The organism is Pseudomonas sp. AC193, assembly GCF_979258075.1.
In genome coordinates this window covers 2090830-2103794 of the sequence record NZ_OZ409832.1, presented here as the reverse complement: position 1 = coordinate 2103794, position 12965 = coordinate 2090830, and the positions used below count along the sequence as shown (strand labels likewise).

The window sequence follows — 12965 nt, the reverse complement described above, 5'->3', positions numbered from 1 at the left end:
GCCGTCAGGATTTGACCTTGCGGCGCATCACGGCGTTGATAATCACCACGATCACCGCCACGGCGATGGCAATGTACTGAAACATCTTTTCAGTGATCATCCCGGCGTTTTGCGCCCAGGACAGGCCGAGCATGATCGCCAGTACCGACACGGCAATCAGAATCGAATAAATCAAACGTTGCTTATGGGTCATTGCGGTTTCCTGAAACTTTGAAATGTATCCGGTTTGTATCTGTTTGCATGCCATGCGCTTACCGTTTCACGGGGATGCGCCGCTGCAATCGGGGTCTCATGTTACAGCCGATGAAGAGTTTTGGCTTCATGACGGCGTAACCATGAGGATTTTTGAAATGCTGCGTCGAATCACCTGGCTGATTCCCGTTCTTGCCCTGCTGACCCTGAGTGGCTGCATCATCTTCCCCCACGGCGGCTGGCACGACGATCACCATCGTTACTACCAGGGTGGCCCTGGTTATTATCAACATCGCTAGAACGGGATTGTTCGCCCTGCCCGCTCTTCTCTGAATGAACGCGACAGGGAAATCACCCAGCCGATCCACTGCACACAATGCCCGCATTCAAGCGGGCATTTTTGTGTGCGCCGATCCGCCAGTCCAGCGCTTAAACAAGCCGCAAGCATTTGAAATCTAATGTCGCAGCAAACCGTTAGGCCACCGGATGGCGCGCGCCTAGGATTTGAGAATCTTTTTCGACTCGCAAACAAGGATGTTTATGCAGAGGACACTTATCAGGATCCACCGTCGACAGGCCATCGGATTTTGTCTGGCCATAATGGCGTTTGAATTGCTGACCTACATGGCCAGCGACATGATCATGCCGGCCATGCTGACGGTAGTGACGGAACTGGATGCCGATGTGCGTCACGTGCCAAACGCCTTCAATCTGTACCTGATTGGCGGTGTCTGCCTGCAATGGCTGATCGGGCCATTGTCGGATCAGTGGGGTCGGCGGCCGATGCTGCTGCTGGGTTGCGCACTGTTTGGTATTTCCTGCGCGGTTGCCTTCATAACCGACAGCATCGAAATGTTCAATCTGCTGCGCGTGCTGCAGGGCATGGGTTTGGGGTTTGTGGTGGCCGTCAGTTATCCGGCCCTTCAGGAAGTTTTCTGCGAGGCGGACGCCGTGCGTCTGATGGCATTACTCGGCAATGTGGCGCTGTTGTCGCCCTTGCTCGGGCCGCTGCTGGGCAGCCTGCTGTTGGAATGGGTGAACTGGCGCGAGCTGTTTCTGGGGCTCGCAGTGGCGGCTGGCGTGGTCTGGGTCGGGCTATTTATCTGCATGCCCGAAACCGTGGGCATTGTGCGCCGTGACGGACAGGCGCTACGCCCGGTGGCCTTCTCTTGGCGACAGACGCGTCAGCGTTATCTGGCCCTGCTGGCCAATCGCAGGTTCCTCGCTGCAAGTCTGGCGCTAGGCCTGATGAGCCTGCCGTTGATTGCCTGGATTGGCCTTGCCCCCTTGTTACTGATCCAGCTGCTGGGCCTGACTTCGGTTGAATATGGCCTTTGGCAAATCCCGATTTTCTCGGCAGTTATCGTCGGCAACCTGATGCTTGATCGTTTATTACTGACGCACTCGATACCCGAATTGATAGGCCTGGCACTCTGGCCTTTCAGTCTTGGATTGCTGGCTCTGGGCGTGTGCGCAGTGATTGGCACAACCATCACCCCGGTGATTGCCAGCCTGGCGCTGTACGCCATCGGGTTGGGCATGAGCAATGCCGCTTTGTATCGAATGGCACTGTTTGCCAGTGATGACAGCAAGGGGCTGGTGTCCGCCATGATCGGCATGATTTCGATCACCGTGATGGGCATCGGCGGCTCGCTGATTGCTGCTGGCGGCGGTGGCTCACGCCTTGAATTCTTCGCACTCTGGTCAGCCTTCGGCGGCCTGCTGTGTTTGCCTTTTCTCCACAGTTTTTTACGAGACGCGAAAACCGCGCCCCTTCCACCTCAATAAAGGATTATTGATGACTCATCTGCCCTATAGCGACGCGCTGTGCGCGTTGCCGCAGCCCTATTGTCGGGACTCGGCCCCCGCAGGACTGTTCGATCAAGCCATGGCCGAGACCAGTCGTTTTCATTGCCGGCACACCCCCGGTTACGAGCACTGGCTAAACAGTCATGGAATAAATGTGCATGACCTAGACAGCCTGGACGAGTGGTCAACATTGCCGCCGATCTTCGCCAGTTTTTTCAAGCGTCACCTGCTGCTCAGCAGCACCGGTGAGCACGCACTGGAACTGACGTCTTCGGGCACCAGCGGCGAACAAAGCCGTATGCGCTATGACACACGCAGCCTGGCTGGCGCCCAGTTCATGGTCGAACGAATATTCGATCATTACGGCTGGAACACTCCCGAAACCCCATGCAACTACTTGCTTCTGAGCTACGAGCCAAAAGATCGCATTACCTTGGGAACCGCGTATACCGATCAGTTTCTCTGCCGTTTTGCGCCAAAAAATCGCGTGATCTACGCCCTTCGCAATACGGGCGACGGTCATCAGTTCGATGTATTTGGCGTGATCGCTGCTCTGCAATCCTTCGCTGAAAAAGGCCTGCCGGTGAGGATATTCGGCTTTCCCGCATTTCTCTGGCAGGCCCTGCAGCGAATGCAGGCGAGCGGTGTAGCGGATTTACAGTTACCGCCGAATTCGCTGGTGTTTTTCGGGGGTGGCTGGAAAACCCAGGCCGCGCAGGAAATCCCAAAAACGCAGTTATATGCGCAAATCCACCGGCAACTGGGGATTGAGCCGTCGAATTGTCGCGATGGTTATGGAGCCGTCGAGCACGCAGTGCCTTACGTCGAATGCGCTGAGCATCACTTTCATGTGCCGGTGTATTCACGCGTCTACATACGCGATCCCGGTGACTTTCGCGTGTTGCCCTATGGCCGGCCAGGCCTGTTGGGATTTGTCTCGCCCTACATCTCGTCGAGTCCTGCGCATGCGGTAGTGATGAGTGACCTGGCCACGTTACACCCCGGCGAAAGCTGCAACTGCGGCCTGGAAAGTGACTGGTTTGAACTGCATGGTCGCGCCGGCACCAGTGCCGGACGCAGTTGCGCCATGGCCGCCGCCGAACTGCTGGGGGATCACTGACATGTTTTTGATTAATGGACAGCTGAATCCCCAACGTAGCCTCGATGACGCACTGCACACTCTTTATGCGGATCTGCCACAGCGCTTGAGCATGCCCTTGCGCGCAGAAACGGTGATCAGCGCAGCAATCCGGTTCGCCGAACAATTGCGCGACGGCAGCACACTCGCGCTCGACGCCGAGCAATGCCAAGCGTTGATCAACTTCTGCCAGGCCGATGCTTTGCGCCACAAACTTGCGCGCGAACTCGGCGATCAACCAACCTCACTGCGGCGTATTTATTACCGTCAGCCACGTTTCGAAAGCTGGCGCGCATTGGGACTGGTCGTGCACATCACGCCGGGCAACGCGCCGTTGCTGGCATTCTGCGCGGTGCTTGAAGGTTTGCTGGCCGGCAACGTCAATTGGCTGCGCCCCAGCAGCAGCGATCAAGGATTGACCGCGCGTCTGCTTCAAGCGCTGGTGCAATGCGATGCCAGCGGACAACTCGCCGGCTACATCGCCGTATTACCGGTGACCACTGCGCACATCGGTCAGCTGTGCAAAAAGGCCAACGGCGTCGCCGCCTGGGGTGGAGAGTCCGCGTTGCGGGCCATCCGCCAACAGCTGCCGCCCGGTTGCCGCTGGATCGATTGGGGACATCGCATCAGCTTCGTTTACATGACACCGGAGGCGGCATCAGCGCAGGCGCTGGATGCCGTGGTCGATGAGGTCTGTTGTCTGGATCAGCAGGCGTGCTCCAGCCCGCAATGGCTGCTGGTGGACAGCGATGACCCTGCGGCTCTGCGCGACATCGGTCAAAAAGTGGCCGAGGCCTTTGAACGTCGCGCCGGGCAATGGCCAGCGTTGCAGCCCACGCTGCAAGAAGCCTCGCAAATCACCACCCAAACGCAGATGACCCGCTTGGCGCAGAGTTTTGCCGGGCAGATGGGGCACGTCTGGAGCGGATCGGGCTGGCGTGTGATTTGGGCGCATACCCGCCAATTGAGCCCCTCACCGTTGTTTCGCAGCTTGCTGCTGTTCCCGGTGCCTCGCGCGCGAATCAGTGAAACCTTGCTGAATTGGCGAAACGTCCTGCAAAGCTGCGCGCTGGTGTGCGAGGACAGCCAAATCAGTGAGCTGACGCAAACGTTGATCAGCGCCGGCGTCACCCGTCTGGCGCCGGTCAATGCCATTCACGACGGCTATGACGGCGAACCCCACGACGGCGTCTATGCGCTGCAACGGCTTAGCCGTCGAGTGTCGGTCAGCCTGTCCGCAACCACACTGCCGACCCATGCAACCCTTGACCCACTGCCACTGGCGCCCGTCCACAACGGTCAGCCGATCATGAGTAAAGACGCCTTCGTCTCGCAGCCCATCAATCCGGCAGCGCAACTGTATTTTCGCTCCGGCGGCAGCAGCGGCCTGCCGGCGTTGGCGGGTTTCAGCTACCGCGACTTCGAGCGGCAGATGCGTGCAACGGCCGATGGACTATTTGCGGCTGGTCTGGATCCGCGCCGTGACCGGGTCATGAATCTGTTCTTCAGTGGCGGGTTGTACGGTGGTTTCTTCAGCTTCGCCAAAGTGCTTGAGCTGCTCGACGTTAGCCACCTGCCGATGGGTGCCCCCGCCGATGATGAATACGCTGAAATCGCGCAACTGATCGTCGATCAACGCGTCAACGTGCTGATTGGCATGCCGAGCACCCTGCACCGCTTGTTCCTTAAAGAGAAAGAGCGACTGCAAGCGTACGGCAACATCGAAAAAGTCTTTCTCGGTGGTGAGCACGGCAGTGAGCAAAGTCGCGATCTGCTGCAAAGTTGCGGCGTTTCCCTCATCCGTTCGGCCATTTACGGCAGCGTTGACGCAGGCCCGCTGGGCCACGCATGCCAGGCGACCGGCGATGGCGTGTTTCATCTGCTAAGCGATATCCAGCACCTGGAAATTATCGGGTTCGATGACGACGTCGCGGTGAGCGGTGATGGCGTCGGCCGACTGATCTTTACCTCAACCGCCCGGGAGGGCCAGTTCGTCGAGCGTTATGACATCGGCGACAGTGGTCGCTGGGTGCCCGGGCATTGTGCTTGCGGGCTGCTCTCGCCGCGTTTCGAACTGATGCAACGCCACGGAAAACTGATTCGTATCGGCACCGATTTCATTTCCCTGAGCGAATTGGCCGAGCGCCTGCAAAGCCCTTTCCAACTGTTGCTTGACCACGCACCCGACGGCGTCGAACGCATGCACCTGCGCTCGGAACTCTCATCAGAGGAGGCGCTGACCAGACTGGCCAGCTACTTGACGCTCGCGACCGTCGTGCAAAACGGATTGTTGGTGCTCGAAGTTGAAGCCTGTTCCGTCGAACACTTCACTCGCCACAAACACAGCGGCAAGACGCCGATATTCATCGACTCACGGCGTTAACAGCCGACTTATTACAAGAGAAAACACCGTGAAAACTATTCATCAACTCAACGAGCTGATCACCTACGCTCGTCAACACTCGGGTTTTTACACAGAAACGCTGGGCCCTGTTAATCAACCGATCACGGCTTTGTCCCAACTGCCACTGACCGATCCAGTCGACTACTGGGATCAAAGCCATGACCTTGATCGTTGGCCTGTGCTGACAGGTTCACCGAGTCAGGCGCTGGTGTTCAAAACAGGCGGCTCGACCAGCGCGGGCAAGTTGTCCGTTTACAGCCGCAGTGAATGGCACGCGCTCGTCAGAGACTTCGGTCATAGTCTGACAATGCAGTTCAAGCCCGACGATCGCGTGGCCAATCTGTTTTTCGCCGGCGACTTGTACGCCAGCTTTCTGTTTATTCATGACGCGCTCGCGCATGTCGATACGTCGATTACCGAATTCCCTTTCACCGGCGACGTCGATTCCAGTGTATTGGCCGAAGCGATCGTTCAGCATCGGATCAATGTTCTGGCGGGAGTGCCTGCGCACCTGTTGGCATTTGCCGCCTGGCTCAGTCGTCATGGGCAGATTCTGCAGGGCGTCGAGACAATCCTTTACGGCGGCGAAAGCTTGTTTGCTTCGCAGCGGCAGGTACTCGGCCAAGTTTTCCCCAACGCCCGCATCACCTCCATTGGCTACGCCAGCGTCGATGCCGGTTTTATCGGCGCCAGTACACTGGACTGTGATGACGGCGAGCATCGAATGCAGGACGAGCACGCCATTATCGAGATCATTGACGAGGTGTCCGGAGCGCTGATCGATGACTGTGATCAGCCGGGACTGTTAGTGCTGACCAACCTGAATCGAACCTTGATGCCGCTGATTCGCTACCCGGTCGGCGATCGCGCCTGCTGGCGTGAGCCCGCCGGCACCGCCCGGCGTAAATTTGCCCTAAAAGGACGCAGCGCCAGCAGCCAACGGGTGCGCGTGGGCCTGCTTTCGCTGATTCCGAGCGAAATCGGCGCCATCGTCCAGCACACCGTTGGCAGCGACGACTGGCAACTGATGATCGAACAGACAGCGCACAAGGATGTATTGAGCCTGAAGTGGCAACCGACCACCCCGCCGCCGTCCGATGAGAACGCTTGCCGGCAACTTGAATCGCGCTTGGTCGAGTGCTATCCGCTGATCAAAAAACTGCAGGCTGACCAATTGCTGGAACTGCGCATTCAGCGTTGCACATCCGAAGACCTGCAACGTCATCCGCGCTCCGGAAAATGCTTGCGCATACTCGATCGGCGCGTGTACTCGCCCCCTGCTGCGGGGCTTACGTGATGGAAACACTGATTTTACGCAACTACCGCAATTCCGACGCAACGGCGGTCAGCCAACTGTTCAGGCAGGTCTACGGTGATCACTATGTGCAACCGCATGTGTACCTGCCGCACATGATTAGCCAGAACCACGCGGATCATCGATGGCATTCGCTGGTTGCCGAAGTCGATGAACAGATCCTCGGCCACGCCACACTGTTTCGCGAAACCGCCTCGCACAGCGCCGAACTGGCGCTGAGCGTCGTCCACCCGCAAACCCGTGGCCAACAAATCGCCACGCGTCTGGGCGAGCAGTTACTGACTCATGCGCAGGCGTTGGGGTGTCGCAATGTCACGATCAAGCAAGTCACCCATCACCCCTACACGCAGCGGATGGCCGCCAGCCTTGGCTTTCATAACACCGGGCTGCTGCCGGACTACGTACCCTCGCCGTTCGGCGCCAGCACGCCGGAATCGATTGTCATTGGTTGCCGGGTCATTCCAGGCTATCAACAACCGTTGCCAAACCAACGCTGGCCGACCTGTTGCGCGGCATTCATGCTCCACCTCAGCAACGTGTTCGGTGTCGATGATCAAACGCCTCGCTGGAGCGGCGTACCGGTTCAGCTGGAAAAGCAGGCGAACCGTTACGACATGCTTGTGAAAAAGATCGGTCTGGGCTTGATCAGGCAGTTGCGAGAGTTGCCAGCGCATTGGCTGGTGTCGATAAAGCTCAGACTGTCCAGGCACTTTGCCGTGGATCTGAGCCGGCTCGCCGATATCGGTTTTGTCTTTACGGGACTGGCGCCGGGACACGGCAAATACGAGGGATGGTTGGCGTTGTTTCATCGGGGTATGTGTCAGCGGACGCTGCATCTCCACTGTCCGCACATGCAACGCTTGCACGAACTGACGCAAACGCAGGCAGCCACACAGATTGATCGTTAGCTGAAGCAGTGACCTGTGGTCTGCAAAAATGCCCCAGACCACAGGATTATGTTGTTTATGCCTTGGCTTTAACGCCTTTATCCGAAGGAGGTGTAGGCGCGTTGCCTTCACCGTAGGTCTTCAGATTCTGCAGCACATAGATGGCTTTCTTGAATTCGGGGATCAGGCTCTTACCGTAGAAATTGCCGTTGAGGCTATTGCTCTGGATGGTGTCCAGTTGAGTGGCGAAATACTCCAGCGCGTTAAAGCGTGCTTCAGGGTCTTTCTGTACGCCGAAACGGTCGAATTTGTCGCCGGCATTGAGCAGAGTGATGGAGGTGATCTCTGAGATCAGCCCTCTACCGCGCAGAAATTCGCTCAGATTACCCAGTTGTTTCACCGACACGTTGGTCGGGTCAAACCCTTTGATCTGCTTGCGCAGTCCTTGCTTGTCCATCTCGGCAACGTTCAAGGCATTAGGGTTGGTGCCGACCTTGGTGAGCATTTGCTGCACCTTGACGCTCTGAGCCACCTGTTTCTTCGCACCCGTGTCGCGAACCAGAACGCCGGCCTTGCTCTGCCAGGTACCGGTAATGCCGATAGTCATGCGAAAACTCCTTGAAAAACGGCCATGAAATGTCCTTGTTGAGCGACTTGTATGCCCGAGAGTATCGGCCGGCACACCAGTGACTCCAACTTATTTATGGTCTTTTTACACATTTCGTACATTTTAGATACAAATCTGCAAAGCCTCCTAAATAAAGGCTTACAGCGATATTGTTAGAGCGCCGAGAATAGATTTATAGCACTAATGAACAGGCTGGTTAGTTTGAATGTATCAATGCCGATACGTGCCTTTGATCGACAATTCGAAATCCAGTACGAAAGTACCTAAAGCTTCCCTTTGCCGCGACGATACGTAGGGATACCCGCACTGTTTCGAATCCCCGCGCCATAACTACAATCGCAGCTCAAGGACCGGTTTCCATGCCCGCATTCCGCACCATTCAGGCTCGCTACACGCTGTTTCTGGTTCTGTTCATTCTGCTGTTGTCAGTGCTGACCGTGGTCGGCATCAGCCAATTGGTCGCGCCCAAATTGCGGCACACCGAAGAGCAAGTCGTGCTCAATCGCATCGCCGAAGTTGCTGAACAGATTCAGGGCGAATTGAACAAGGTTCAGGCACAGCAACGCAGCATCACTCAAACCATCCCACTGCTCGACAGCGCGGCAATCGACACCGTGTTGCCGGGGCTGGTTGACCAGTACGGCGAATTGAAAGTCTTTGGCGGCGGTATCTGGCCGCTGCCCGGCCAACGTGAAGCCGGACGCAACAAGTTCAGCACTTTCTGGCACCGCGACGCCTCGGGAAAACTGGCGGTAAACACCTTCTGGAACAGCGACGCCGCGCCCAATTACTACGACCAGAGCTGGTACAAGGGCGGCATGCAAACCCCGCGCGGCCAGTGCGCCTGGGCCGCTGCCTACAAAGACGATGCCAGTGCCGAGCCGCGCACCAACTGCGCCATGGCCATCCAGAAAAACGGCGTAGCGTGGGGCGTGTCGACCATCGACGTGACCCTCGGCTTTTTCAATGATCTGGTGGCGCGCAAGGAAAAAGATCTCAACGCCGAAATGCTCATCGTCGAAGCCGACGGCAAGATCATCAGCAACAGCTCGCGAATCAGCGGCCCGATCGTGCTGAAGAACATCAGCGAGCTGGCGGGCAACCTGCCGTTCGCCAAGCAGATCAACGCCGGCCTGCAAAACCGCGAGCAATCGCAACGCATCGAGTTCGACAACAACGGTCAGGACAGCACCTTCTTTATGCGTCCGATCGAAGGCACGCCGTGGTTCCTCGCCACCGCCCTGCCGACCAAAATGCTCACCGCCCAGCGTGATGACGTGCTCAGCACCTTGAGCCTGTTGCAGATTCCGCTGGTGATTCTGTTGGTGCTGCTGCAGGTCTACGCGATTCGTCAGTTGATCGCGCGCATGAAAGCGTTGAAGGCCAACATTGATTTGCTCTCCAGCGGCGATGCCGACCTGACCAAGCGCATCACCATTCGCGCCGAAGATGAACTGGGCGCGATCGGCCATTCGATCAACACGTTTATCGCGTACCTGCAAAACATGATCGGCGAAGTGACTCACGCTACCGGGGCAATGGCTTCGAGCCTCGACAACCTGCAACGCACCTCGGCGCACACCAGTCAGATTCTGTTGCGCCATGCCTCGGAAACCGATCAGACGGTTACCGCGATCACCGAAATGAGCTCGACCGCCGAAAGCGTCGCGCAAAATGCCGCTGAAACCGCCGCGTTCACCCAAAAAGCCAACGAAAACGCCGACCGCTCGCGGGTGGTGGTCGGTGAAGCGACCAACAGCGTTGTAGCGCTGATCGACGAAGTGGCCAGCGCTACCCATAAAGTTGAAAACATGCAGCAGGACGCTCAGCGCATCACCGAGATTCTCGGCGTGATTGGCGCGATTGCCGGCCAGACCAACCTGTTGGCGCTTAACGCTGCGATTGAAGCCGCCCGCGCCGGAGAACAGGGTCGTGGTTTTGCCGTGGTGGCTGACGAAGTCCGCGCCCTCGCTGCTCGCACTCAGGCCAGCACTTCGGAAATCAACGAAATGTTGACCCGCCTTACACAAGGCGTGAGTTCGTCGGTGGCGGCGATGGAAAACACCCAAGCCAGTTGCCAGTCGGCCGCCGATGCTACGGCGCGGGTCAACACCGGTCTCGATGAAATGGCCGGTTCGGTCAGCCACATCAACAGCCTCAGCACACAAATCGCCACCGCCGCCGAACAGCAAAGCGCCGTGACCGAAGAGATCAACCGCAGCATGGTGCAAATCCGCCACATGGTTGAGGAACTGGTACACGGCGGCCAGGCCAGCGAGTTGAATACGCAGCAATTGCTGGAGGCTAATAGCCGGGTGAGTGCGATTATGGGGCGCTTTAAAGTCAGCTGAACCACCAAAGTGACACCCCTGTAGGAGCTGCCGCAGGCTGCGATCTTTTGATTTGGCTTTTAAGGGGCAAGATCAAAAGATCGCAGCCTGCGGCAGTTCCTACAGGGACTACGGCGTTCCGGTCTTGTAGCAACTGGAAACACTCCGTTGAAGCCGGGCAGGAAAAACCGGTCAAAATACGTTCTTTTTTGACCGCCACTCGACTCGAGAACCTGTCATGCGAACCTCTCTGCGTCTGCTCACCCTGAGCGCTCTGTTCATTTCTTCCCTGGCGCAAGCCGCCGATCTGATCCCGATCGAAGTTCACCGCGACGCCAATTGCGGCTGCTGCAAGAAGTGGATCAGCCACCTCGAAGCCAACGGCTTTAAAGTTGAAGACCATGTCGAGAGCGACATGAGCAGCTTCAAACAACAACACGGCGTGCCACCGCGTCTGGCGTCGTGCCACACCGCGATCATCAATGGCAAATTCGTCGAAGGCCATGTACCGGCCGATCAAGTGCTGGCCCTGACCAAGCGCGATGATCTGCTCGGTGTCGCCGCGCCGGGCATGCCGATGGGCTCGCCGGGCATGGAAATGGATGGCATGAGCGATGCTTATCAAGTGATCGGTTTGAAGAAGAACGGCACTGACGTCGTGGTGGCGGACTACCCGGCTCATTGATGGGTGCAGCATACGTCGGGCTGTTCTTTGCCGCGTTCGGTGCGGCAACGTTATTGCCGTTGCAGTCCGAGGCGTTACTGGTCGGGTTGATCGTCAGCGAGCGCTACTGGCTGTGGGGGTTGTTGGCGGTAGCGACGCTGGGCAATGTGCTCGGCTCGCTGGTCAATTGGTGGCTGGGGCGCGGGATCGAGCGATTTCAGGAACGCCGCTGGTTTCCGGTCAGCGCCAAACACATGGCCACTGCGCGCAAGCACTATGAGCGTTACGGTCATTGGTCGTTGCTGCTCAGTTGGTTGCCGATTATCGGTGACCCACTGACGCTGATCGCCGGCGTCATGCGCGAACCCCTCGGGCGTTTTCTGCTGATCGTCACACTCGCCAAAGGCGCGCGCTATGGCGTGCTGGCCCTGCTGACCCTCGGCTGGCTCGGTTGAACCATCAGCCGCCGACATTGCCTGTGTGTTTAACGTCGCCGTAATACGGCCATTCCAGCATCGGCCGATTTCCATGGAGTTTGTCCCTATGTCCAACTCGTTAAACCGCTGGTTGCCCGGCCTGTTTCTCAGCGCTGCCCTGCCCCTGTTTGCCCATGCCGCCACTGAAACCGCGCCCGCCGAAGGCCCGGCGTATGGCCCGGAACTGCAGGGCTTCGAATACCCTTACACGCTTAAACACTTCGCTTTCCAGTCCCAAGGCAAATCCCTGCAAATGGGTTACTTGGACGTCGCCGCTCACGGCAAGGCCAATGGCCGCACCGTGGTGTTGATGCACGGCAAGAATTTTTGCGGCGCGACCTGGGACAGTTCGATCAAAGCCCTGAGCGAGGCCGGTTACCGGGTGATCGCGCCGGATCAGATTGGGTTCTGCTCCTCCAGCAAACCCGACAACTATCAGTACAGCTTCCAGCAACTGGCGACCAACACCCAGCAACTGCTGAAAGCGCTGGGCATCCAGAGAGCTACGCTGCTCGGCCACTCCACCGGCGGCATGCTGGCCACGCGTTATGCGCTGCTGTTCCCGGAGCAGGTCGATCAACTGGCGCTGGTCAACCCGATCGGTCTGGAAGACTGGAAAGCCCTTGGCGTGCCCTATCGCAGCGTCGATCAGTGGTATGAGCGCGAACTGAAAGTCACTGCCCAAGGCATTCGCGACTACGAACGCACGACTTATTACGATGGCCGCTGGAAGCCTGAATTCGATCGCTGGGTAGACATGCTCGCCGGCCTCAGCAAAGGCCCGGGCAAGACCCAAGTCGCCTGGAACTCGGCGCTGATCTACGACATGATTTTCACCCAGCCGGTGTACTACGAGTTCAAGAACCTGAAAATGCCGACGCTGTTGTTGATCGGTACCTCCGACACCACGGCCATCGGCAAGGACATTGCGCCACCGGAAGTGAAGGCGAAGATCGGTCACTACGATGTTCTCGGCAAAGAGGTGGCGAAACTGATCCCGCAGTCGACGCTGGTGGAATTCCCCGGCATGGGCCACGCGCCACAAATGGAAGAACCCGAGCAGTTCCACAAAGCGCTGCTGGGCTGGCTGAGCAAAACCAATCCCGTTCGTTGATGAGGTAA

Annotated in this window: 12 protein-coding genes; 10 read left to right on the top strand and 2 right to left on the bottom strand. The window is 57.8% G+C overall.

Going from position 1 to position 12965, the window contains the following annotated elements:
* Nucleotides 1-4 precede the first annotated feature (4 nt).
* Nucleotides 5-193, bottom strand: coding sequence for a hypothetical protein (locus tag ACZZ0D_RS09665; protein ID WP_053120542.1), 189 nt, complete (start codon nucleotides 191-193; stop codon nucleotides 5-7).
* A gap of 157 nt (nucleotides 194-350) precedes the next feature.
* Between ACZZ0D_RS09665 and ACZZ0D_RS09660 the strand changes: the two genes are divergently transcribed.
* The 6 genes from ACZZ0D_RS09660 (at nucleotide 351) to ACZZ0D_RS09635 (ending at nucleotide 7766) form a co-directional block, all read left to right on the top strand.
* Nucleotides 351-491 (top strand): hypothetical protein, encoded by a 141-nt coding sequence (locus ACZZ0D_RS09660; protein ID WP_007918111.1) that lies wholly within the window; start codon nucleotides 351-353, stop codon nucleotides 489-491.
* 241 nt (nucleotides 492-732) lie between these two features.
* A complete protein-coding gene (locus ACZZ0D_RS09655; RefSeq protein WP_463553058.1) occupies nucleotides 733-1980 on the top strand; it encodes an MFS transporter in 1248 nt (415 codons plus the stop codon).
* A 10-nt stretch (nucleotides 1981-1990) separates the two neighbouring features.
* Nucleotides 1991-3121: a LuxE/PaaK family acyltransferase gene (locus ACZZ0D_RS09650; protein ID WP_463553057.1), complete on the top strand. Its 1131-nt coding sequence runs from the start codon at nucleotides 1991-1993 to the stop codon at nucleotides 3119-3121.
* A 1-nt stretch (nucleotide 3122) separates the two neighbouring features.
* Nucleotides 3123-5522, top strand: a complete 2400-nt coding sequence (locus ACZZ0D_RS09645; RefSeq protein WP_463553056.1) for an aldehyde dehydrogenase family protein — start codon at nucleotides 3123-3125, stop codon at nucleotides 5520-5522.
* 28 nt (nucleotides 5523-5550) lie between these two features.
* Nucleotides 5551-6840, top strand: a complete 1290-nt coding sequence (locus ACZZ0D_RS09640) for a phenylacetate--CoA ligase family protein (RefSeq protein ID WP_463553055.1) — start codon at nucleotides 5551-5553, stop codon at nucleotides 6838-6840.
* Nucleotides 6840-7766 (top strand): N-acetyltransferase family protein, encoded by a 927-nt coding sequence (locus tag ACZZ0D_RS09635; protein ID WP_463553054.1) that lies wholly within the window; start codon nucleotides 6840-6842, stop codon nucleotides 7764-7766. Before ACZZ0D_RS09640 ends, ACZZ0D_RS09635 begins: the two co-directional genes overlap by 1 nt.
* A 55-nt stretch (nucleotides 7767-7821) precedes the next feature.
* On the opposite strand, the gene ACZZ0D_RS09630 is transcribed toward ACZZ0D_RS09635, so the two are convergent.
* Nucleotides 7822-8352, bottom strand: coding sequence for a hypothetical protein (locus ACZZ0D_RS09630; protein ID WP_463553053.1), 531 nt, complete (start codon nucleotides 8350-8352; stop codon nucleotides 7822-7824).
* 380 nt (nucleotides 8353-8732) lie between these two features.
* On the opposite strand from ACZZ0D_RS09630, the gene ACZZ0D_RS09625 reads away from it, so the two are divergent.
* From ACZZ0D_RS09625 to ACZZ0D_RS09610, 4 genes are all read left to right on the top strand, one after another.
* Nucleotides 8733-10724 carry a methyl-accepting chemotaxis protein gene (locus ACZZ0D_RS09625; RefSeq protein WP_463553052.1) on the top strand — a complete coding sequence of 664 codons (1992 nt, stop codon included), beginning with the start codon at nucleotides 8733-8735 and terminating at the stop codon, nucleotides 10722-10724.
* Between the two features lie 217 nt (nucleotides 10725-10941).
* The gene (locus tag ACZZ0D_RS09620) at nucleotides 10942-11388 is read left to right on the top strand and encodes a DUF411 domain-containing protein (protein ID WP_463553051.1); all 447 of its coding nucleotides are present in this window, start codon (nucleotides 10942-10944) and stop codon (nucleotides 11386-11388) included.
* Nucleotides 11388-11822 (top strand): YqaA family protein, encoded by a 435-nt coding sequence (locus tag ACZZ0D_RS09615; RefSeq protein WP_282358015.1) that lies wholly within the window; start codon nucleotides 11388-11390, stop codon nucleotides 11820-11822. The genes ACZZ0D_RS09620 and ACZZ0D_RS09615 overlap by 1 nt, the downstream gene beginning before the upstream one ends.
* Before the next feature lie 88 nt (nucleotides 11823-11910).
* The gene (locus ACZZ0D_RS09610; RefSeq protein ID WP_463553050.1) at nucleotides 11911-12957 is read left to right on the top strand and encodes an alpha/beta fold hydrolase; all 1047 of its coding nucleotides are present in this window, start codon (nucleotides 11911-11913) and stop codon (nucleotides 12955-12957) included.
* Nucleotides 12958-12965: the final 8 nt, after the last annotated feature.

Excerpts from the sequence above, each read along its gene's own strand:
- ACZZ0D_RS09645 (WP_463553056.1), top strand. The coding sequence starts at position 3,123 with ATGTTTTTGATTAATGGACAGCTGAATCCCCAACGTAGCCTCGATGAC.
- ACZZ0D_RS09625 (WP_463553052.1), top strand. The coding sequence starts at position 8,733 with ATGCCCGCATTCCGCACCATTCAGGCTCGCTACACGCTGTTTCTGGTT.
- ACZZ0D_RS09615 (WP_282358015.1), top strand. The coding sequence starts at position 11,388 with ATGGGTGCAGCATACGTCGGGCTGTTCTTTGCCGCGTTCGGTGCGGCA.
- ACZZ0D_RS09630 (WP_463553053.1), bottom strand. The coding sequence starts at position 8,352 with ATGACTATCGGCATTACCGGTACCTGGCAGAGCAAGGCCGGCGTTCTG.
- ACZZ0D_RS09650 (WP_463553057.1), top strand. The coding sequence starts at position 1,991 with ATGACTCATCTGCCCTATAGCGACGCGCTGTGCGCGTTGCCGCAGCCC.
- ACZZ0D_RS09620 (WP_463553051.1), top strand. The coding sequence starts at position 10,942 with ATGCGAACCTCTCTGCGTCTGCTCACCCTGAGCGCTCTGTTCATTTCT.
- ACZZ0D_RS09635 (WP_463553054.1), top strand. The coding sequence starts at position 6,840 with ATGGAAACACTGATTTTACGCAACTACCGCAATTCCGACGCAACGGCG.
- ACZZ0D_RS09665 (WP_053120542.1), bottom strand. The coding sequence starts at position 193 with ATGACCCATAAGCAACGTTTGATTTATTCGATTCTGATTGCCGTGTCG.
- ACZZ0D_RS09610 (WP_463553050.1), top strand. The coding sequence starts at position 11,911 with ATGTCCAACTCGTTAAACCGCTGGTTGCCCGGCCTGTTTCTCAGCGCT.
- ACZZ0D_RS09660 (WP_007918111.1), top strand. The coding sequence starts at position 351 with ATGCTGCGTCGAATCACCTGGCTGATTCCCGTTCTTGCCCTGCTGACC.
- ACZZ0D_RS09655 (WP_463553058.1), top strand. The coding sequence starts at position 733 with ATGCAGAGGACACTTATCAGGATCCACCGTCGACAGGCCATCGGATTT.